The organism is Actinoallomurus sp. NPDC052274, assembly GCF_040679475.1.
Lineage (GTDB): Bacteria > Actinomycetota > Actinomycetes > Streptosporangiales > Streptosporangiaceae > Actinoallomurus > Actinoallomurus liliacearum.
The window spans coordinates 1-20,275 of sequence record NZ_JBFAUT010000079.1 but is presented as its reverse complement, the minus strand read 5'-3'; the positions used below and the strand labels follow the sequence as shown (position 1 = coordinate 20,275).

Genomic DNA, 20,275 nt, shown 5'->3' with positions numbered 1-20,275 from the left:
CTACGCGGCCGTGAAGGCCGCGATGGACAGTCCGGCCGAGTCGAACGCCTTCTTGAGGCGCTCGCGCAGCTCCCGCGCGGTGTCGCCCTGCTGGCCGGGGGCCGTCTTGCAGACGACGCGAACGACGACCGCCTCGTTGGACAGGGCCTGCACGCCCCAGACCGTCGGGTCCTCCAGGATGATCTCGTCCCACGGCGGCTCGGCGGCCATGGCCGAGGCGGTCTCGCTCAGGAGCGTACGGACCTTGTCCAGGTCGACGTCGTACTCGACCGGGACGTCGAGGACGACGCGGGCCCAGTTCTGGGACTCGTTGCCGACCCGCTTGATCTCCCCGTTCGGGACGTACCAGACGACCCCGTCGGCGTCGCGCAGCCGCGTCGTGCGCAGGGTGACCGCCTCGACCGTGCCCTTGGCGCTGCCGACGTCGATCACGTCACCGACGCCGTACTGGTCCTCCAGCAGCATGAACATGCCGGTGAGGAAGTCCTTGACGAGGTTCTGCGCGCCGAAGGCCACGGCGACGCCGATGATGCTGGCGCTGGCCAGGAACGGCGTGAGGTTGAGCCCGAGGTACCCCAGCACGGTGAGCGTCGCGGCACCGAGGATGATCACCGAGGAGATGCTGCGCAGCACCGATCCCATCGTCTCGGCGCGCTGCCTGCGCCGCTCGCTGACCAGCACCGGGCTGCCGTCGAAGATCGTGCGGGTCTTCTCGCGGAGCCGCTCGGGCATGGTGCCCTCGGCCATCCGCACCGTGACCTTGGTGATCAGCTTGTGCGTCAGCCTGCGCAGAACGTACGCGATCAAGATCGTGAGGATCAGCTTCACGGTCCATGTGATCGGGCTTTTGCCGTCGAGCCACTGGTGGTACCAGTCGGTGATCTGCGTGTTGTGCGTGATCTGCCATGTGAGGCGGCAACCGGTGCTCGGTTCGGTGGGCCGGTTGGGATTGTCCGTGCATGCCTTGATCAGCTCCTCCTTGGAGGAGCCGACGAACGGAAGGCCCGTCGTTATGTGACGCGCGAACAAAAGAGACCCTCCCGAGCGGTGCCCGTGATCGGCGACCGTGTTGGACCGGCGAACCTACGGGATGGATCGTAGGCGACGGCGGCGGGTTCCTCGTGCCATCCCGGGGGGTGCGCGCCGCGCGCGGGCCCCGCGGAGCCGGTCAGTCCGCGCCACTGGCAGCCGGCTCCGCGGGGGGATCTTCAGGGGTGTCCGCTGGATCTCCGCCGGACACTCCCTAGGCGCCGCGCGCCTCCAGGACGCGGGCCACCTTCACGGCGGCGCCGCAGGGGTCGTCGACCTGGTGCATGGGCTCGCCCCAGGACCACCAGAAGTACCAGGACCGCTGGTCGAGGATGTCCGGTGCCGGCGCGCACATGACGTTCTCCGACATGCTCGCGGCGTCCGGGTTGACGACCCGGCAGAACGCCGGGCCGGACCGGCTGCGGACCACGCGGGCCACCAGGCCGCGTTCGCCTAACTCGCGCACCAGTCCTTCGAGGTATCCCAGTCGACGTTCGTCGAACACGGAGCGTGCCTCCCTTGCTCACCGGATGAACTCATCTCGTTACGCGGTGCGAGAATCGCAAGCCCCGCGAGAGCGGTCAAGGGACCGCCGGCCCGGCCGGGGACCAACATCTGTCCACTCGGGTAGAAGTTTTTCTACTGACGTTGAAGCTTTTTCTGCTCCGGTATGGGGAGTGCGACCGTAACCCACCTCTATCTGACTGATTCAGTTGGCGTACGGCGATGTCGGAGTTACGCTGCGTACGCGAGATTTCATCTCCGTGGCCATGAGTTATCCGGTCGGCTCTTTCCCCCCGAGGAGGCCGGGAATGACAGATCCCCCAAGTGCGGAAGTAACAGATCCCCGCAAAAAGGACCCACCTCGCAAAGAGGCTGATACGGCACGTCGTATCCGTGCCCGTGGACTGGCCCAGGGCCTCGCGCCGCCGGACATCGCACGGGAAATTCACGATCAATGCGCGCCGATCTTCGGAACCAGTCAGATCAAAGCCCAGCGACTCGCGCACGGCATCGCCCTGTCCGATGTCGTGGCCCAGGTCAGGGCGCTGTACGAGCTCGAGGGAAAACCTCGTCCCAAGCTCGGTGAGACGCTGCTGTCGGCGTACGAGAGCGGCTACAAGCGCCCGGGTCCCGAATATCTGCACTACCTCTGCGGCGTTTATCGCGTAGAGCCCGCCGACCTCGGTCTCCAAGGACCGTGCGTCTGCGGCAACCGGCACGACCGCCCACGCGCCGGCGTCCAGGAGACCGGCACTCGCGAGCCCGACAGTGTGATCGGACCGCGAACCGTCGTCACGGGCGGCAGCGAATGGACGACCGAATTCGAACGGACCTCCGGTCCACGCCTCTCCCGGGTTCATTACCGCGCCGAAGGCCCGGCGGGCGGCACGGACGGAGACGAGGAGGACATAGTGCTTCGGCGAACTCTCCTGCAACTCCTGGCCGGAGCAGGCGTGGTGCTCGACGGCCAGATCCTGGGGGCGGTGGACGGCATCCGCCGCCGCATGGACGACACCCTGGTCAACGCCTCGGTGTCCCCGACCATGCTCGACCAGTGGGAGGAGACCGTCCAGGGGTACGGACAGCAGTACATGTCCACCCCACCGCTGCGACTGCTCTGCGACGTCCTGCTGGACTTCAGCGAGGTCCGCCGGATGTGCGAGCAGCGGCAGCCGATCGAGCTGCAGGAACGACTCTGCCGCATCGCGGCGAAACTGTCCGGTCTGTCCGGCGTCATCATGATCGACCTGGGCGACCACCGCCTCTCCCGCTCCTTCTTCCGCACGGCGCGGACGGCCGCCGACGAGACCGGCGACCGGGCGCTCCGGGCCTGGGTGAGCGTGCGCGAGTCGCTCGTCCCGATGTACTACGGGGATCCCCGTGAGGCACTGCACCTGGCCCGCCGGGCGCAGGACCTGGCCGGCCGCGTACCCAGCGTGGCCGGCGCCATGGCCCCGATCGTCGAGGCGCGCGCGCTCGGCATGCTCGTCAAGCGGGGCCGGGGCGAGGCGGTCCCCAGCGCCAAGCGCGCGATCGCCCGCGGCCAGGCGGTCTTCTCCCAACTCGGAAAGGACCAGGTCAAGGACACCGCCTTCGGCTACACCGAGCGCCAACTGGCCTTCCACACGGGCGACACCTACACCAACCTCGGCGATCACGGGAACGCGGAGGAGACGCTCCGCAAGGCGCTGACCCTCTACCCCGCGACCGAGGAACTCGACCGCACGCTCATCTGGCTCGACCGCGCGTCGTGCCGGCTCCAGGAAGGAGAGCCCGAAGAGGCGCTGCGCACCGCCAAGGAGACCATCCTCGCGGTGTCGGCCGCGCACCGGACCGACATCGTGATCCACCGGGCCCGTCAGCTCGCCAGCGCGGTGGTCGCGCAGTACGGCGACATCCGGGCGGCCCGCGAGTTCCGTGACGCACTCGCCGGTCCGGCCACGGCGGGCATCACCCGAAAGCAGGCCTGACGGGTGGCCCGCCTGCCGGGAGGCGTCTCGGCGAGCGTGCGGCGGCTGTCGTACGAACCGCCCGAGTGGGAGGTCGCCGACCTCCGCCTGCGGCGCTACACCGCACGTGACCACGAGGCGGCGTTCACCCTCCACCAGGAGTGCCTGTTCCGGGTGGGGGTGCGTCCGGGCGACGGCGTGTACTACGACGACGACTTCGCTCGCATCGAGGAGATCTACCTACGGGACCGGGGCGAGTTCCTGGTCGGAGAAGTACGCGGCGAGATGGCGGCGCTCGGCGGGCTACGGCGCGTCGACGCCGTCACCGCCGAGATGGTGCGCCTGCGCGTCCGGCCCGACCTGCAGGGCCGGGGCTACGGCGCGCTGCTCGTCACCGTCCTGCAGCAGCGCGCCGCCGAACTCGGCTACCGCGTGCTCCGGGCCGACACGACGGTGCGGCAGCGGGCCGCGCTCGCGCTGTACCGAACGTTCGAGTGGCGGGAGGTCGATCGCAAGGTGACCGGCGGCACCGTCACCGTCTACCTCGAGAAGCACTTGGACGACGGTGCCCCGCGCGAAGGTGGGGGCCCGGTGAGGTGAGCGCCGCGTACGGGCGGTGACCTGGCGGGGGGAAGCCGTCCGTACGCGGTGGCCGCCGACCCCGACGCGGGGCCGGGCGGCGTCGCCGACTTCGAGCAGGCGCCCGCGCCGCGGGCGGCCGGCTTGAAGAAGGGGGCCGTGGGCGGCGGCGGTGCCCCCCGCCGCCGCTCACGTCACGGTGCCGCTGCGCAGATAGGCGAGGACCGCCAGGACCCTGCGGTGCGTGTCCTCGGTCGGAGGCAGGTCGAGCTTGGTGAGGATGCTGCCGACGTGCTTGCCGACGGTCGCCTCGGAGATCACGAGGATCCGGGCGATCGCGGTGTTGGAGTGCCCCTCGGCGATCAGGCCGAGCACCTCGCGTTCGCGCGCCGACAGCCGCGCCAGCGGATCACGCCGGCGGCGCAGCAACTGCCGTACGACCTGGGGATCGACGACGGTTCCCCCGTCGAGCACGCGCCGAAGGGCGGCGACGAACTCCTCGACGTCGACCACCCGGTCCTTGAGGAGGTACCCCACGCCCCGGCCGTCCCCGGAGTCGAGCAGGTCGGCCGCGTAGCTCAGCTCGACGTACTGGCTCAGCGCCACCACGGCGAGTCCGGGGTCGGCGCGCCGCAGCTCGACGGCGGCGCGCAGCCCCTCATCGGTGAATCCGGGCGGCATCCGGATGTCGGTCACGACGAGGTCCGGCCGGTGCTCGGCCACGGCCTTCAGGAGCGCGTCGGCGTCGCCGACCGTGGCCGCCACCTCGAAGCCGAACCGGCCGAGCAGGCCGGCCAGCCCCTCGCGCAGCAGCACCCCGTCCTCGGCGAGGACTACTCTTTCCCGCACGGAAGCTCCACTTGGACGACGGTCGGCCCGCCCACCGGGCTCGACAGGAGCATTCTGCCGTCGATCACGGCGACCCGGTCCGCCAGGCCGGTCAGCCCGGACCCCGCGCGCGGGTCCGCCCCGCCCTCGCCGTCGTCGCGAACCTCCACGGTCAGCAGGTCGCCCCGCCGGCGTACGGCGACCACCGCCTCGGCGGCGCGGCTGTGCTTGGCGACGTTGTTCAGTGCCTCGACGACGACGAAGTACGCGGTCCCCTCGACGTGGGCCGGCAGCCGATCCGGCAGGTCGGCGTCGACCGTCACGGGGACGGCGGACCGGTCGGCGAGCTCGCGCAGCGCGGCGGGCAGTCCCCGGTCGGTGAGCACCCGCGGGTGGATGCCGCGGATCAACTCCCGTAGCTCCGTCATGAGCAGTTTGGCCTCTTCGTGCGCGTCGGCGACGCTCTGGGCCGCGGGGGAGCCGGGCGGGAGGTCCAACCGGGCCATGCCCAGGTGCAGCGTCAGCCCCAGCAGGCGCTGCTGCGCGCCGTCGTGCAGGTCTCGCTCGATGCGTCGGCGCTCGGCCTCGAACGCGTCGACCAGCCGCGCCCGGGACCGCGACACCTCGACGAGCTCGGCCCGCAGCCGTTCGTCCGGCCCGCGTCCCAGCAGCCCCCGGGCCACGGCCCCGTGCGCCCCGGCGACGACCGCCGTCAGGTAGGGGACGGCGGGCAGCAGCACCAGACCGGCGAGCGCGTAGGGAAGGGCCTCCCTCGCGTTCGTCACGCTGTCGAACCCGAGCGCGACCGCGGTGCCATCGGCCAGCAGCGGGCTCAGGAGGAACGCCCCGACCACCAGCGCGAACGCCAGCAGCGCCGCGTACAGCGCCGGTGCCACCGCGCCGAGCAGACAGACGTAGCCCAGCTCTCGCCAGGTCGCCGCCTCGGTGTACCGGGTCCGCAGCCAGGCCCGGGACCCCCGGGCCGTACGGTGCCCCGACTCGACCGGCCGGGCGTCCACGAGGCGCAGCCGACGGCGTTCCAGCTCGGCCAGCGGAACGGCGAACAGCGGGCCGACGCCCGCGACGAGCAGCACGCCGAGCGCGACGAGCAGGGCGACGGTGAGCGGCGCCCGGCCGCCGTCCGCCGCCCGCCGCAGCGCGAGCACCCACGGCGTCCCGAACAGCAGGATCGGCACGCCCATCGCGACCAGCGGAACCGCCGACGTCACCAGGTAGGCCAGGCACCGCCACGGCCAGCCGCTGATCAGGAAACGGCGCCGGAGCACCGCCTCCAGCGCGGTACGAGCCGCGGAATCTGCCACGTACGTACGGTAACCGGCCCGACGCACGGCTTGGCGCGACGAGCCCTGGCCCTACCTCGATCCGGTGGCTCGCCGTGATGTCCGGTGCCTCGACCGGCTGGTTCCGTGGCCCGGAGATCATTTCAGTCACGAAGGGGACGTCGCGTGCTCACGACGCAGAAAAAGGGCGTGGTGGCCTTCCTGCTGATGACGTTCGGTGTCACCTGGGCGTATCTGTTCACCGCCCGGTTCGCGCTGGGCCTGTCCGTCCTGAACCCGGTGGTGCAGCTTCCCATGGGGTTCGCTCCCGCCGTCGCGGCGGTGATCACACGGCGCTGGATCACGCGGGAGGGGTTCGCCGACGCGGGTCTCCGTCTGGGCAGATCGTGGTTCGCCTACCTGGCGGCCTGGCTCGGCCCGCCGGTGTTCGTCGTCGCGGCCCTGGCCGTGGCGGCGGTCGCGGGGGTCTGGCACCCCGGCCTGTCACCGATGAACGAGGTCGTCTCCGGCCTGCCGGGCTGGTCGGCGCCGCTCCTGCTCATGGTCGTGGTGGTCGTGCTGACCCCGCTGTACTGGGGTGAGGAGTTCGGCTGGACGAGCTACCTGCGGCCCCGCCTGTTCCCGGACCGGCCGATGGCCTCCGTGGTGACGACCGGGCTGATCTGGGCCGTGTGGCACTATCCGCTGGCATTCATCGGATACATCCAGTTCGGCCACGTCGCCCTCGGGCTGGCCGTCTGGACGGTGGCCTTCGTCTTCCAGGAGGTGCTGCTCGCGTGGCTGTGGACCCGGAGCGGCAGCGTCTGGCCGCCGAGCCTGGCGCACGCGGGCAACAACATGGTCCTGTCCCTGCTGACCGGGCAGTTCCTGGGACACAGTGGACTGGGCGACACCGCCATCACGCTGATCATGTACGTCCCGGTCATCGCCCTCGGCGCCTGGATCCTCCTCACCGGCCGCCTGACTCCTCGCCGCCCGGCCCGGCACTCCGAGTCGCGCGGCGTTCCCGCGCGCCGCTGAGCTCCGACCTCCGGAGCGGCGACCTTCTTCCGCTTCGTGGCCGCGGTTGCCGAGCCCTCCGGTCACGCGTCCTAGGCCGGCCGCGCTCCCGGGGGAAGTGGCGGCCATGGGGTAGGGCGGGGTAGGGCCAGGTATACCTCGGGTCGGTGCTTCGCCCTGATGTGTCCGAGCGGCCGGGGCGATGGGATCGTCCTATGACGGTGGGACAGGGGATCGGGCAGTCATGGGCGGCGGGACCGGCCGCGCCCGCGGTGGAGTTGCGCGAGGTCAGCAGGGAGTACGGGAAGGGCGAGGCTGCGGTCCGGGCCCTGGACGGGGTGAGCATCGGGTTCCCCGCCGGGTCGTGGACGGCGGTGATGGGGCCCTCGGGGTCGGGCAAGTCGACCCTCCTGCACTGCGCGGCCGGTCTGGAGCGGGCGACCGGCGGACGGGTGCTGCTGACCGGCCGCGACATCACCTCGGCGCAGGACTGGGCGCTGACCGCGCTGCGGCGGCAGACCGTCGGGTTCGTGTTCCAGAGCTTCAACCTCGTCGGCTCGCTCACCGCGGAGCAGAACGTCGCGCTGCCGCTGCGGCTCGCCGGGCGCAAGGTCTCCCGGCAGGCCGTGCAGGACGTGCTGCGGGCCGTCGGCCTGGGGGACCGGCTGCGGCACCGGCCACGGGAGCTGTCGGGCGGGCAGCAGCAGCGGGTGGCGATCGCGCGGGCGATGGTGACCCGACCGGCGGTGCTGTTCGCCGACGAGCCGACCGGCGCGCTGGACTCCGGATCGGCCCGTACGGTGCTCGGGCTGCTGCGGGACATGGTCGACTCGGCCGGGCAGACGATCGTCATGGTCACCCACGACCCCGGGGCGGCGGCTCGGGCGGACGCGGTGGTGTTCCTGTCGGACGGGCGGATCGTCGACCGAGCGATCCGCCCGTCGGCCCGGGAGGTCGCCGATCGGCTCGCGCGGCTGGAGGGTTGAGCATGCCGTGGCTCGCGTGGAGCAACTTCCGGGAACACCGGCGCATGTTCGCCGGCGCGATCCTGGCCGTCGCGCTGGGGGTCGCCCTGATGCAGTCCTCGCTGTCGATGATGGCCTCGGTCGCCGACGCCCGGATCCCCGCCGGCGTGTCCGGACAGGCCAGGGAGCGGATCCAGGACTCCTACGCGGGCGCCGCGACGCTTCTCGGCATGACGGTCATGCTGGCCGGGTTCCTCGCGCTGTTCATCGTGGGGTCGACGTTCGCGTTCACCGTGGCGCAGCGGCGCCGTGAGCTCGCGCTGCTGCGGCTGGCCGGGGCGAGCCGCCTGCAGCTCGTGGGCCTGCTGCTCGCGGAGGCGGCGCTGCTCGGGGCGGTGGGTGCCGGGGCGGGCGTCCTGCTCGGCGTCCCCGGTACCTGGGCCCAGGGGTGGCTGCTCGCGGCGTTCGGGTTCCTGCCCGGCGGGGTCTCCCCGCGGCTGGACGCCGGGATCATGCTGGCGTCGGGCTGCGTCGGCCTCACGGTGGCGGTGCTGGGCGTGCTCACGGCCGCGCGGCGGGCCGCGCTCGTGCGTCCGCTGGAGTCGCTCCGGGTCACCGGGCGCGCCGCCCGCGTGATGACCGCCGCCCGCTGGGTGTTCGGTCTCTCCCTGCTGGCGTGCGTGATCTGGCTGGTCGCCGCCGGGCAGACCGGCCACGTCGACGTGCTCGGCGCGCTGCTCATCGCGATGACCGTGTCCGTGGTGGGCGCGGTGGCCCTGAGCCTGCTGAGTCCCCTGGTCGTACCGCTCGTCGGCGGGCTGCTCGGCCGCGCGCTGCGGCGGACCACCCTGGGCGAGATCGCCCAGGCGAACCTGCGGGACGGCGTACGGCGCAGCGCCTCCACGGCCGCGCCGCTGATCGTGCTGGTGTCCCTGGTCGTCGGCCTGATGGGGGCCCTGGAATCACTCGGCAGGATGGCCGGAGAGGAGCAGCGACGCATCGTGGCGGGCGAATTGGTCGTCGACTCGAACGGCGCCCAGGCCGCCCGGATCGCCGGCGTGCCGGGCGTCGCGGCCGCGTCGCCGGAGTCGACCGTCTCCATCGCGGTCACGGTCCGGCGGCACACCTACTACTCGGGGATCGTCGCGATCGACCCGGCGGCGTACGGCCGGACCCACCGGCGCCCGCCGCGGTCCGGCTCCCTGGAACGGTTGCACGGTGCGACGATCGCGGTCGGGCCCGGCCTGAGCGAGCAGGGCCTGCGGCGTGGACAGCCGGCCACCGTCCGGATCGGCGCGCGGCGCGTACGGGTGCGGATCGTCGCCCTGCTCGCCCCCGTCCTGGAGAACGGCGCGGACGGCTTCCTCGTCCCGCGCGACCTCATCCCGGCGGACATGATCGCCAAGGCGCCGACCCGGACGGTCGTCCAGGTCGCCCCGGGCGCCGCTCCGTCGCTGGTCGCCGCGCGGATCCGCGCGGCGGGGATCGGGACCGTCCGTACGGTGGCGACGTGGGCCGACGACGAGGCGGCCGCGCAGCAGAAGGGCAACATGGCGATCTTCGTGGTGCTCGTCGGCCTCGGCGGCCTCTACGCCGCCGTCGCCGTCGTCAACGCGGTGGTGATCGCCGGTGCCGAACGCGAGGTGGAGTTCGCGGTCGTGCGGCTCACCGGGATGAGCCGGCCGCAGGTCGTGCGGATGGCGTTGATCGAGGCGGCGGCGGTCACCGCGATCGGCCTGTTCCTCGGGCTGCTCGTGGCGGCGGGGGCGCTGGCCGGACTCGGCACGGCGTCCACCCGGGCCGTCGGCCGGCCGCTCGTCGCGGTGCCCTGGGAACTCCTGGCCCTGCTCGTGCCCGGCGCGTTCATCGTGACCGCCGCGGCGAGCATCTGGAGCACGCTCTCGGCGACCCGGACCCCACCGGTGGCGCTGGCGGTCGCGCGCGAGTGAGCCGGTGCGGGGCGAGAGCGGGAGATAGCGGCGGCGGGAGCCGAGCGGAACCGGCTGGTCGAGAGGGAGCGTGAAAGACTGTGGGCGGGTGCCTCGCAGGGGCGACCGCCGCGCTCGGCTCAGCCGCAGCAGCCGCCTCCGCAGCAGCCGCCGCCGGTGGGCGGGGCCGCGGTGGCGCCGCCGGTGACCGCCACCGTGGACAGCAGCTTCACCGTGTCGTCGTGGCCGTCGTGGCCGTCGTGGCCGTCGTGGCCGTCGGGGCAGGCGGCCGGGGCGGACGCCTCGGCCATCGGGCGGGACACCTCGAACGTCGCGCCACAGGCGCGGCAGCGGTAGTCGTAACGTGGCACGGCCACAGCGTACGACGTCGCCGCCCGTCCGTCATTCCCCGTCCGCCGTTCGGAGCGATCAGGCCGCGGGTTCGGAGACGTAGGGCGCCCACTGGGGGTCGCCGTCGTTGATCAGGCCGATCAGCCGCCAGTGCGCGCCGCGTGGAACGGTCGGGGCGACGTGCAGCTTCCAGCCGATCTCTTCAAGTAGTTTGTCGGCCTTGCGGTGGTTGCAAGGCATGCAGGAGGCGACGCAGTTCTCCCAGATGTGCTTGCCGCCACGGCTGCGCGGGATGACGTGGTCGATCGTCTCCGCGCGAAGGCCGCAGTAGGCGCACCGGAAGTTGTCGCGCCGCATGAGCGCCGCCCGGGTGAGCGGCACGCGTTGTCGGTACGGGATGCGGACGTAGCGCAGCAACCGGATCACCGACGGCGTCTCGAGGACGAGGGAGGCCGAGTGCAGCCGCGCTCCGGATGCGTCGTGGTGGACGATCTCCGCCTTCTCCCGCAGGACCAGGCAGACGGCGCGCCGCATCGGGAGGGTGGTCAGGGGCTCGTAGGTCGCGTTGAGGAGCAGGACCTGTCTCATCAGACGGCCTCCGCGTCGCAGGCGCCGGCTGCCTCCCGGGCCACGCTCCAGCGTGCCTCGGCATGAGGCTCGTCGATCGTTCTCACCAGCGCACCCGCCACGAGGACCTCCTCACGGGTGATACCCGAGTTGCAATCAGTGTGGCTGTTGAGATGCTGATCCCGCTACCCCATAAATCGGGGTATCTGCTGGAAGCGCTGCCCGGGAGGCGGCTCGGGCCGGTCGGCGGCCCGGGTGGCGGGCGTACCCCGCCGGGGTTCCCGAGCCGGTCCGGTCAGTGGCCCGGGTGGTGGTTCCCCTCGGCCCCCTCGGCCGAGCCGGTCCGCCGGTCGCGCCACGTCATCTTCGCGTCGACGCGCAGCGGGCCGCCCTTGAGGCTGCCCGAGGTCCTGATCCAGCCGGCGCGCTTGTCGCCGGCGCCGATCGTGTCGTACCGGCACACGACCGTCTCGTGGTCCGAGGCGCAGGGCTTCGACAGCCCGAGGATCTTGTGGCCGGACGTGACCTGCTGGGTCGCGACGACGTCGTCGGCGGTGCCGGCGCCCTCGTTCACGACGGTCCAGCGCCAGATGACGCCGGAGTCCTTCGCGGCCTCGGGCCGGTCGAACACGAGGTGCAGGTCCGCGCCCTTCGCCCGGTGCCCGCCCTGGGCCTCCCGAGAGCGCTGGGAGCCCTCCCGTGCCGGCCGGGCCGGCTGGGACGGCGGGTGCGTCGGCTGGGCCGAACGCGACGGCGACGGAGACGGCTGAGCCGAGCGCGACGGCGACGGGGACGGTTGCGCCGTGTGTCCCGGGTGCGCCGCCTGCTTCGCGTGCCGCTGCGCCGCCGGGTGCGGCGTGCGGGCGTGCGCGGGCCCGGCGGCCAGGACCGCGGCGGCGAGGCCGACGGCGGCCAGTCCGGGCGCCGCGACCAGCGCCGTACGGCGGGCGTGCCCGCCGCCGCGCGAGGCCCCTCTGTGCGGGTCGTGCGTGTCTTCCATTGTTCCCCCCGATCAACGTGGAAAGACGCGCCCCACATCTTTCTCGGTGCGGCGACCGGGGGGAAACCGCCACGCCACGCACGGGCCGCTCCGCCGACCTCGTAAAGTGCGGTTCATGAGCCGACCGCAGTACCCGTCCGCGCACCGTCAGGACATCGTGGAGGAGATCCACGGTCACCGCGTCGCCGATCCCTACCGGTGGCTGGAGGATCCGAACGCCGACGACACCAAGAAGTGGCTGACGGCCCAGGACGAGCTGTTCCACGAGGGGGTCGACGGCCTGCCCGGCCGGGACCGGCTGCGGGCACGGGTGCGCGAGCTGCTCGGCGCCGGCAGTGTCGGCGCTCCGGTGTGGCGGGGCGAGCGCCGGTTCTTCATGCGCCGTACCGCGGAGCAGGAGCACGCCGTCCTCTACACCGTCGATCCCGGTGGCGAGGAGCGGGCGCTGATCGACCCGATGGCGCTCGACCCGACGCACACGACGACGCTGGACTCCTGGCAGCCGGACAAGGAGGGCCGCCTGCTGGCCTACCAGCTGTCCCACGGCGGCGACGAGGAGTCCAAGCTGTACGTGATGGACGTCGCCACCGGTGAGACCGTCGAGGGGCCGATCGAGCGGTGCCGCTACACGCCGGTCGCCTGGCTGCCGGGCGGCGAGGCGTACTACTACGTCCGCCGGCTCCCCGCCGACCAGGTCCCGGCGGGGGAGGACCAGTACCACCGCCGCGTCTACCTGCATCGGGTCGGGACCGATCCCGAGACCGACGACGTGATGATCTTCGGCTCGGGGCGGGAGAAGACCAACTACTACGGCGTCGGCGTCAGCCGCGACGGCCGCTGGCTGACCCTCTCCTCCTCCCAGGGGACCGCGCCGCGCAACGACCTGTGGATCGCCGACCTGAGCGCCTCCGCCCCGGAGACCCCGGAGCTGCGGGTGATCCAGGAGGGCGTGGACGCCGAGACCGGCGTGCACGTCGCGCGGGACGGCCGCGCGTACGCCTTCACCGACCTGGACGCCCCGCGCGGCCGGCTCTGCGTCGCCGACCCGGCCGACGTGTCGCCCGACACCTGGCGCGACCTGATCCCCGAGGACGCCGAGGCGGTCCTCGCCGACTTCGCGATCCTCGACGACCTGGACCGGCCGATCCTCCTCGCGGGGTGGACCCGCCACGCGATCAGTGAGATCACCGTCCACGACCTGGCGACGGGGGAGCGGATCGGCGCGGTCCCGGCGCCCGGGCTCGGGTCGATCGGCGGGATCGTCGAACGCCCCGAGGGCGGTCACGAGGCGTGGTTCACCTACGTCGACCACACGACGCCGTCGTCGGTCTACCGCTTCGACGCCGCCACGGGCGAGACGACGCTCTGGGCGTCCCCGCCCGGCACCGTCGACGTCCCCGACGTCCAGGCGCGCCAGGTGACGTACACCTCCAAGGACGGCACCGAGGTCCGCATGCTCATCGTCGCCCGCGCCGACGCGGCGCCGGGCGAGCCCCGGCCGACCATCCTGTACGGCTACGGCGGCTTCAACGTCCCGCTGACGCCCGCCTACTCCGCAGGGACGCTCGCCTGGGTGGAGGCCGGCGGCGTCTACGTCGTCGCCAACCTGCGCGGCGGCTCGGAGGAGGGCGAGGAGTGGCACCGCGCGGGGATGCTGGACAAGAAGCAGAACGTCTTCGACGACTTCCACGCCGCCGCCGAGAAGCTGATCGCCGACGGGTGGACCACGGCGGACCGGCTGGCCGTCTCCGGCGGCTCCAACGGCGGCCTGCTCGTCGGCGCCGCGATCACCCAGCGGCCCGACCTGTACGCGGCCGCCGTCTGCTCGGCGCCGCTGCTCGACATGGTGCGGTACGAGCGGTTCGGCCTCGGCCAGACCTGGAACGTCGAGTACGGCTCCGCCGAGGACCCAGAGCAGTTCGGCTGGCTGTACTCCTACTCGCCGTACCACCACGTGCGGGACGGCGTCGCCTACCCGGCCACCCTCTTCACGGTGTTCGAGAGCGACACGCGCGTCGACCCGTTGCACGCCCGCAAGATGTGCGCGGCGCTGCAGCACGCGACCTCCGAGGCGGGCGGGCCCGTCCTCCTGCGCAACGAGGCCGAGGTCGGGCACGGCGCCCGCGCCGTCAGCCGCTCGATCGACCTCAGTGTGGACACGCTGTCCTTCATGGCCGCCCGCACGGGGCTCACGCTGGACGGGGAGGCTCCGCGGCCATGAGCGAGGCGAGCGGGGGAGGCCGGCCGAACGTCCTCGACCGCGTCCTGCCGCTGCTGGACCGGCCGCCCGCGGAGCCGGACGTGGCGCACGGCTACCTCGACCTGCTCGGCGAGGAGGACCGGCCGCACGACACGATCGCGCAGCGCCTGATGCGCTCCGGCTTCCTCCCGAAGATCTACGAGGACCTGTGGCGGCCGGTGCTGTTCGGGATGTTCAAGGGCCCGCTCGGCCCGGACATCGAGGAGGAGTACGCCCTCGCCCGGGACTGGCTGGACCTCGCCGCGATCCCGGACGGCACGGTGCTCGACGTGGCCTGCGGCCCCGGCAACGTCACCCGGGCGCTGGCCGCCGGGATGACGGGCCACGGGCTCGTCGTGGGCGTCGACGCCTCCTCGACCATGCTCGACCGCGCCGTGACCGACACGGTGCGGCCGAGCCCCCGGGGCGCGAACGGCGCCGCCGAGGTCGCGTACGTCCGCGGTGACGCGGCCGACCTGCCGTTCGGCGACGAGGTGTTCGACGCGGTGTGCTGCTTCGGCGGTCTCTACCTCTTCGACGACCCGTGGGCGGCCGTCGACGGGATCACCCGCGTGCTGAAGCCCGGCGGCCGGGCCGCGTTCCTCACGACCCGGAAGCCGGAGCTGCCCGTCATCGGCATGGGTAGCTCCGTCCTCGGGCGGCTGACCGGCATCCGGATGTTCGGCGCCGACGACCTCTGCAACGCCCTGCGCGGCCGCGGCTTCACCGCTCTCCGTCAGCGCTCGTACGGCCTGATGCAGTTCGTCGGCGCCACCCGCGACGGCTGACGGAGGCCGGGCAGGGTCTCCGTCAGCTCGCCGGGCCGTACCGGTAGACGGTCGCCGCCGCGTCTCCGTCGAGGACGAGTTCACCGGCTCCCACCACGGATCGGGTGCCGGGGATCAGGGTGATCGCATTCACGTTGGCGTCCTAGCCGGAGCCGGGTCGGGCACCGAGTGCGAGCAGGCCGACGACGCCGGCCAGCGCGGCACGCTTCAGCGAGACGAGCATGATCTCCCGTTCCATTGGTGGACCCGCGAACAGCGGGTCTCACGCGGATGTCGATCTTCCATGAGTTCGACACGCGAACCTGACCGCCGGTTGACCGGTCTCGCAGGAACGGGAATCGATCCGGTGGGCGTGGCACGCCCACCGGATCCGGAGGGTCAGCCGCCGAGCTGGGAGATGTCGCGGGCGGCGCCGGTGGAGGCCGAGGTGGCCATCGCGGCGTACGCCTGGAGCGCGGCGCTGACCGGGCGGTGCCGGTCGCGGGGCCGGAAGGAGCCCAGCTCCTTCAGGAGGCGCTCGCGGCGCGCCTGGAGCTCGTCGGCGGGCACGTCGAGGCGGAGCTCGCGGCGCGGGATGTCGATGACGATCCGGTCGCCGTCCTCGACCAGGGCGATGTCACCGCCGGCCGCGGCCTCCGGGGAGGCGTGGCCGATGGACAGGCCGCTGGTGCCGCCGGAGAAGCGCCCGTCGGTGATCAGCGCGCAGGCCTTGCCGAGCCCGCGGCCCTTGAGGAAGGACGTCGGGTACAGCATCTCCTGCATGCCCGGGCCGCCCTTGGGGCCCTCGTAGCGGATGACGACGACGTCGCCCGGCTTGACGCGGTCGCCGAGGATGCCCTCGACCGCGTCCTCCTGGCTCTCGAAGACGACCGCCGGGCCCTCGAAGGTCCACAGGGCCTCCTCGACGCCGGCGGTCTTGACGACCGCGCCCTCGACGGCGAGGTTGCCGTACAGCATGGCGAGCCCGCCGTCCTTGGTGTAGGCGTGCTCGGCGTCGCGGATGCAGCCCTGCTCGCGGTCGAGATCGAGCTCCTGCCAGCGGTTGTCCTGGCTGTACGGCTTGGTCGTGCGGACCCCGCCCGGCGCCGCGTGGAACAGCTCCACGGCCTCCGGCCGCACGCCGGGGGACCGGACGTCGTGCGCATCGAGGAACTCGCCCAGCGACCCGCTGTGGATCGTGTGGACCGTGCGGTTGAGCAGCCCGGCCCGGTCGAGCTCGCCGAGGATCGCGGGGATGCCGCCGGCCCGGTGGACGTCCTCGATGTGGTACTTGGCGGTGGCCGGGGCGACCTTGCAGATGCAGGGCACGCGGCGGGAGAGCTCGTCGATCTCCTTCAGGCCGAAGTCGACGCCGGCCTCCCGGGCCGCGGCGAGCAGGTGCAGGATCGTGTTGGTCGAGCCGCCCATCGCCACGTCGAGCGCCATGGCGTTCTCGAACGCGTCGCGGGTCGCGATGTTCAGCGGGAGGACGGTCCCGTCGTCCTCGGCGTAGTACCGGTTGGCGATCTCCACGACGCGGCGCCCGGCGTCCTGGAACAGCTTCTTGCGGTCCGCGTGCGTGGCCAGGACCGTGCCGTTGCCGGGGAGGGACAGGCCGATCGCCTCGGTCAGGCAGTTCATCGAGTTGGCGGTGAACATGCCCGAGCAGGACCCGCAGGTCGGGCAGGCGTTCTCCTCCATCTGGGCGAGCGTCTCGTCGGAGACGGACTCGTCCGCGGCGGCGATCATCGGGTCGATCAGGTCGAGCTTGGTCGTGCCGTCGACCGGCTTGCCCGCCTCCATCGGCCCGCCGGAGACGAACACGGTCGGGATGTTGAGCCGCATGGCCGCGATCAGCATGCCCGGCGTGATCTTGTCGCAGTTCGAGACGCAGATCAGCGCGTCGGCGCAGTGCGCGTTGACCATGTACTCGACCGAGTCGGCGATCAGCTCGCGGGACGGCAGCGAGTAGAGCATGCCGCCGTGGCCCATCGCGATGCCGTCGTCGACCGCGATCGTGTTGAACTCGCGCGGGACCCCGCCCGCCTCCTTCACGGCGGCGGCGACGACCTGGCCGACCTCGCGCAGGTGGACGTGGCCGGGGACGAACTCGGTGAAGCTGTTGGCGACCGCGATGATGGGCTTGCCGAAGTCCTCACGCGCTACGCCGGTGGCCCGGAGAAGGGCCCTGGCTCCCGCCATGTTCCTGCCGTGCGTGACCGTTCGTGACCTCAGCGGGGGCATCTGCCTCTCCCATCGATTCCGTGCTCAGGATTCGATCGTATGGGGTCGGCGGCCCGGATGAGACGGTGGTCTCAGTTTCCGAGATGCTCGCGCGTCGAGCGCCGGGTCATTCCTGGTCGGGATCGGGGTACTTCGGGGGCAGCACGCGCTCGGCGGCGTTGTAGATCCGCTCGATGTCCACCGCGGTGAGGATCTTGGGCCGACGACGCAGGTAGTTGCGGGCCCGCCCGCCGGAGTAGACGTCGACGTCGCGCACCATCAGGACCTTCCAGGAGATCGCCGGGCCGTAGATGGCCAGCGACGGCTGCACCGGGACCTCGTAGCCGAGCTCTCCGCTGATCAGCTTGCTGGCCTGGTCGGCCTCCCAGCGGGCCTCGTCCAGGCGCTCCTTCTTGTTGAACGGCCCGAGGAACAGCTTGCGGTGCGACAGCGCGCGTACGGGCAGCCGCTTGTCCCACTTCTCCGAGTCGACGGCGTACACGCCGGTCGGCCCGATGACGAGGTGGTCGATCTGCCCGTCGCTGACGCCCTCCTCGTCACGGGGGACCGCGCGGGCGTGGAGGGTGCGATAGCCGGCCTTCTCCATGCCCCGCAGTTGCCGCTCGGTCCGGCGTTCCGCGACCGACGGCTTGCGCCACGCCTCCACGCTGGAGTGCTGACGTGATCGCCGTACGACGTCGACGACCACGGTGAGCACCGCCACGGCCAAGCCGATCCGGATCTCGAAGATGATCGCGAACAGCAGGCCCAGAACGGCGGCCGCGCCGGCGCGGATCATCCAGCGTTGGATCTGCGGATCGCTGATCCGCCCTCCGATCGCCTGCTCCCTCCGCCGCCTTGGCGGGCGTCCCTCGGCAGGACGTTCGGCCGAGCCCTCTTCACCGGGCAGCTCGAACGGACGTTCGTCGTCGGGGTGCTCGCGTGTGGACGTCTGAGTGGTCTCGCCTCGCTCCACACTGGCCATGTCGACACTCCGTGCTCGATTGACTGCAGCACAATGATCTTCCGTGCGAAGCGTAACCAGAGCCGGAGCCGAGTGCATAGTCGTGTCCGGTTGATACTTTTGTCTCTGCTCATGCGCGGTTCAGTGGCATGTTACCAGGGTAGATAAATCCCATCCCCCACTGCTCTGCTGCAACTTTCGGTGGGCGTACCGTTTTCACTTGTGACGCATATTCATGATCTCAGCGTTCGGGAGCAGGCCGCCGCGATCCGCGGCCGGGAACTCTCACCCGTCGACATCGCCGAGCACTACCTCGATCGCATCGACCGTCTCGCGGACCGCGTCGGCGCTTACGTCACCGTGACGGCGGACCTCGCGCGTGACCAGGCCAAGACGGCGGAGCGGGCGGTCATGTCGGGCGAGGAGGCCCCGCTGCTGGGCGTTCCGGTCCCCGTCAAGGACCTCAACATGGTCAAGGACGTACGGACGACCCTCGGCTCGGCGGCCTTTGCCGACTTCACCGCATTCACCGACGACAACGTCGTCGCTTTTCTGCGGCAGGCAGGGACGATTCTCCTAGGGAAGACCAATACACCAGAATTCGGACTGCCCTGTTACACCGAAAACGACGTGGCGCCTCCCGCGCGCACGCCCTGGGACCTCGAACGCTCCGCCGGCGGGTCCAGCGGCGGCGCCGCCGCCGCGGTCGCCGCCGGGCTCGCGCCTGCCGCGCACGGCAGCGACGGCGGCGGATCCATCCGGATCCCGACCAGCGTGTGCGGCCTCTTCGGGATCAAGCCGACGCGCGGCCGCATCAGCCAGGGCCCCATCGTCCCCGATCTCGTCGGCCTGTCGACCAGCGGCCCGATCACGCGGACCGTCCGGGACGCCGCCCTGCTCCTCGACGTCATGGCCGGGAACGCTCCAGGCGACATGTACCGCGCCGCGCCCCCGGAGGGGACCTTCCTCGAGGCCGCCGACCGGGCGCCGGGACGGCTGCGCGTCGGCCGGACCGCCGTCCCCCCGGTTCCCGCCGCCCAGGTGCACCCCGACTGCCTGGCCGCGTACGAGGCCGCGAGCGAACTGCTGGTGGAGCTGGGCCATGAGGTGGAGGACATCGACACTCCGTGGAAGGAGGAGTTGATGCCCCACTTCGAGGTCCTCTGGGCGTCCATGGCCACGATGACCCCGGTCCCGCCCGACAGGGAGGAGCGGCTGCGCCCGCTGACCCGTTACCTGCGCGAGCGCGGCAACGCGATCACCGCGCCGCAGCTCCTGCGCGCCCAGGCGGCCCTGCAACTGGCGGTACGAACGGGGCTGCCGCGTCTCGACCAGTACGACGTGATCCTGCAGCCGACCCTCGCGCTGCCGCCCGTCCCCGTCGGGCACTTCGACGAGGTCGGGCCCGAGGAGAACTTCGTCCGGCAGACGCTCTTCACGCCGTTCACCTCGGTGTACAACGTCACCGGCCAGCCCGCGGTGAACGTCCCCCTGCACTGGACCGACGGCGACCTGCCCATCGGCGTCATGCTCGCCGGCCGGATGGGCGACGAGGCCACCCTGATCGCCCTGTCGGCGCAGTTGGAGGAGGCCCGGCCCTGGGCACATCGCCATCCCCCGATTTGGGACTGATCGACGGGGCATCGTAGCCAACGTGGCAGGAACCGGCACCGAGGACGAGGACACCGTGGGAGACGACATCGTGGCAGCGGGCACCGAGGACCTGAACGCTCTGGCCGCCGCGTACGGCGTCGAGACCTCCTACACGGACTGGCGGGGCCGGCCCGCCGACGTCCCGGAGAAGACGATCAAGGCGGTGCTCGGCGCGCTGGGCGCGGACGTCTCCTCACCGGAGGCCGTACGCCGGGAGCGGGAGCGGATCGACCGGGAGCGCCGTGCCCGGCTGCTCCCGCCCACCGCCGTCGTCTTCGCCGGGGAGGACCTGCTCGCGGCGGACGACGCCGAGGTGTGGGTCGAGCTCGCGACTCTCGTCGACGACCACCTCGTCGGTGGACTCGTCGACGAACGCCACACGCGCCTGCCCGGCGTCGATCAGATCGACCGCGCCCACGATGGCGGATC

Annotated in this window: 17 protein-coding genes and 1 pseudogene; 8 read left to right on the top strand and 10 right to left on the bottom strand. The window is 72.0% G+C overall.

Features of this window, described 5'->3' with window-relative positions; genetic code table 11:
• Positions 1-1,029 carry a mechanosensitive ion channel family protein gene (locus tag AB0K82_RS40010; RefSeq protein ID WP_364407551.1) on the bottom strand — a complete coding sequence of 343 codons (1,029 nt, stop codon included), beginning with the start codon at positions 1,027-1,029 and terminating at the stop codon, positions 1-3.
• Positions 1,030-1,243: 214 nt separating this feature from the next.
• Complete coding sequence (locus AB0K82_RS40005) at positions 1,244-1,534, bottom strand: hypothetical protein (protein WP_364407548.1); 291 nt, start codon at positions 1,532-1,534, stop codon at positions 1,244-1,246.
• A 526-nt stretch (positions 1,535-2,060) separates the two neighbouring features.
• Here AB0K82_RS40005 and AB0K82_RS40000 point away from each other — a divergent pair.
• Together AB0K82_RS40000 and AB0K82_RS39995 are read left to right on the top strand one after the other, a co-directional pair.
• Positions 2,061-3,503, top strand: a complete 1,443-nt coding sequence (locus AB0K82_RS40000; protein ID WP_364407545.1) for a tetratricopeptide repeat protein — start codon at positions 2,061-2,063, stop codon at positions 3,501-3,503.
• Positions 3,504-3,506: 3 nt separating this feature from the next.
• Positions 3,507-4,082, top strand: coding sequence for a GNAT family N-acetyltransferase (locus AB0K82_RS39995; RefSeq protein ID WP_364407542.1), 576 nt, complete (start codon positions 3,507-3,509; stop codon positions 4,080-4,082).
• Positions 4,083-4,250: 168 nt separating this feature from the next.
• On the opposite strand, the gene AB0K82_RS39990 is transcribed toward AB0K82_RS39995, so the two are convergent.
• Both AB0K82_RS39990 and AB0K82_RS39985 read right to left on the bottom strand, forming a co-directional pair.
• Complete coding sequence (locus tag AB0K82_RS39990; RefSeq protein ID WP_364407535.1) at positions 4,251-4,910, bottom strand: response regulator transcription factor; 660 nt, start codon at positions 4,908-4,910, stop codon at positions 4,251-4,253.
• Positions 4,895-6,211 (bottom strand): sensor domain-containing protein, encoded by a 1,317-nt coding sequence (locus AB0K82_RS39985; protein WP_364407532.1) that lies wholly within the window; start codon positions 6,209-6,211, stop codon positions 4,895-4,897. Before AB0K82_RS39985 ends, AB0K82_RS39990 begins: the two co-directional genes overlap by 16 nt.
• 144 nt (positions 6,212-6,355) lie before the next feature.
• Here AB0K82_RS39985 and AB0K82_RS39980 point away from each other — a divergent pair, with 144 nt between their 5' ends.
• The 3 genes from AB0K82_RS39980 to AB0K82_RS39970 all read left to right on the top strand — a co-directional run bounded on the left by AB0K82_RS39980 (position 6,356) and on the right by AB0K82_RS39970 (position 10,103).
• On the top strand, positions 6,356-7,210 hold the full coding sequence (locus AB0K82_RS39980; RefSeq protein ID WP_364407529.1) for a CPBP family intramembrane glutamic endopeptidase: 855 nt from the start codon (positions 6,356-6,358) through the stop codon (positions 7,208-7,210).
• 194 nt (positions 7,211-7,404) lie between these two features.
• Positions 7,405-8,175 carry an ABC transporter ATP-binding protein gene (locus AB0K82_RS39975; RefSeq protein WP_364407526.1) on the top strand — a complete coding sequence of 257 codons (771 nt, stop codon included), beginning with the start codon at positions 7,405-7,407 and terminating at the stop codon, positions 8,173-8,175.
• A gap of 2 nt (positions 8,176-8,177) precedes the next feature.
• Positions 8,178-10,103: an ABC transporter permease gene (locus AB0K82_RS39970; protein ID WP_364407523.1), complete on the top strand. Its 1,926-nt coding sequence runs from the start codon at positions 8,178-8,180 to the stop codon at positions 10,101-10,103.
• Between the two features lie 119 nt (positions 10,104-10,222).
• On the opposite strand, the gene AB0K82_RS39965 is transcribed toward AB0K82_RS39970, so the two are convergent.
• The 3 genes from AB0K82_RS39965 to AB0K82_RS39955 form a co-directional block, all read right to left on the bottom strand.
• Entirely contained in the window at positions 10,223-10,453 is a 231-nt protein-coding gene (locus AB0K82_RS39965; protein WP_364407520.1) for a zinc ribbon domain-containing protein, read from the bottom strand.
• Between the two features lie 58 nt (positions 10,454-10,511).
• Positions 10,512-11,021, bottom strand: a complete 510-nt coding sequence (locus AB0K82_RS39960; RefSeq protein ID WP_364407517.1) for an HNH endonuclease — start codon at positions 11,019-11,021, stop codon at positions 10,512-10,514.
• Positions 11,022-11,295: 274 nt separating this feature from the next.
• Complete coding sequence (locus tag AB0K82_RS39955) at positions 11,296-12,000, bottom strand: hypothetical protein (RefSeq protein WP_364407514.1); 705 nt, start codon at positions 11,998-12,000, stop codon at positions 11,296-11,298.
• Between the two features lie 115 nt (positions 12,001-12,115).
• Between AB0K82_RS39955 and AB0K82_RS39950 the strand changes: the two genes are divergently transcribed.
• Complete coding sequence (locus tag AB0K82_RS39950) at positions 12,116-14,221, top strand: prolyl oligopeptidase family serine peptidase (RefSeq protein WP_364407511.1); 2,106 nt, start codon at positions 12,116-12,118, stop codon at positions 14,219-14,221.
• On the top strand, positions 14,218-15,027 hold the full coding sequence (locus AB0K82_RS39945) for a methyltransferase domain-containing protein (protein ID WP_364407508.1): 810 nt from the start codon (positions 14,218-14,220) through the stop codon (positions 15,025-15,027). The genes AB0K82_RS39950 and AB0K82_RS39945 overlap by 4 nt, the downstream gene beginning before the upstream one ends.
• A 378-nt stretch (positions 15,028-15,405) precedes the next feature.
• Here AB0K82_RS39945 and ilvD read toward each other — a convergent pair whose 3' ends face one another.
• Together ilvD and AB0K82_RS39935 are read right to left on the bottom strand one after the other, a co-directional pair.
• Entirely contained in the window at positions 15,406-17,250 is a 1,845-nt protein-coding gene (ilvD, locus tag AB0K82_RS39940; RefSeq protein WP_364407505.1) for a dihydroxy-acid dehydratase, read from the bottom strand.
• 106 nt (positions 17,251-17,356) lie between these two features.
• Complete coding sequence (locus AB0K82_RS39935) at positions 17,357-18,214, bottom strand: nuclease-related domain-containing protein (protein WP_364407502.1); 858 nt, start codon at positions 18,212-18,214, stop codon at positions 17,357-17,359.
• A 201-nt stretch (positions 18,215-18,415) separates the two neighbouring features.
• Between AB0K82_RS39935 and AB0K82_RS39930 the strand changes: the two genes are divergently transcribed.
• Positions 18,416-19,825 (top strand): amidase, encoded by a 1,410-nt coding sequence (locus AB0K82_RS39930; protein ID WP_364407499.1) that lies wholly within the window; start codon positions 18,416-18,418, stop codon positions 19,823-19,825.
• A 355-nt stretch (positions 19,826-20,180) separates the two neighbouring features.
• On the opposite strand, the pseudogene AB0K82_RS39925 reads toward AB0K82_RS39930, so the two are convergent.
• Positions 20,181-20,275 (bottom strand): annotated as a pseudogene (locus AB0K82_RS39925) (2,3,4,5-tetrahydropyridine-2,6-dicarboxylate N-succinyltransferase); the annotation flags it as partial.

Coding starts and splice junctions, on each gene's coding strand:
- AB0K82_RS39945 (WP_364407508.1), top strand. CDS start 14,218: ATGAGCGAGGCGAGCGGGGGAGGCCGGCCGAACGTCCTCGACCGCGTC.
- AB0K82_RS39975 (WP_364407526.1), top strand. CDS start 7,405: ATGACGGTGGGACAGGGGATCGGGCAGTCATGGGCGGCGGGACCGGCC.
- AB0K82_RS39950 (WP_364407511.1), top strand. CDS start 12,116: ATGAGCCGACCGCAGTACCCGTCCGCGCACCGTCAGGACATCGTGGAG.
- AB0K82_RS39935 (WP_364407502.1), bottom strand. CDS start 18,214: ATGGCCAGTGTGGAGCGAGGCGAGACCACTCAGACGTCCACACGCGAG.
- AB0K82_RS39970 (WP_364407523.1), top strand. CDS start 8,178: ATGCCGTGGCTCGCGTGGAGCAACTTCCGGGAACACCGGCGCATGTTC.
- AB0K82_RS39955 (WP_364407514.1), bottom strand. CDS start 12,000: ATGGAAGACACGCACGACCCGCACAGAGGGGCCTCGCGCGGCGGCGGG.
- AB0K82_RS39960 (WP_364407517.1), bottom strand. CDS start 11,021: ATGAGACAGGTCCTGCTCCTCAACGCGACCTACGAGCCCCTGACCACC.
- ilvD (WP_364407505.1), bottom strand. CDS start 17,250: ATGCCCCCGCTGAGGTCACGAACGGTCACGCACGGCAGGAACATGGCG.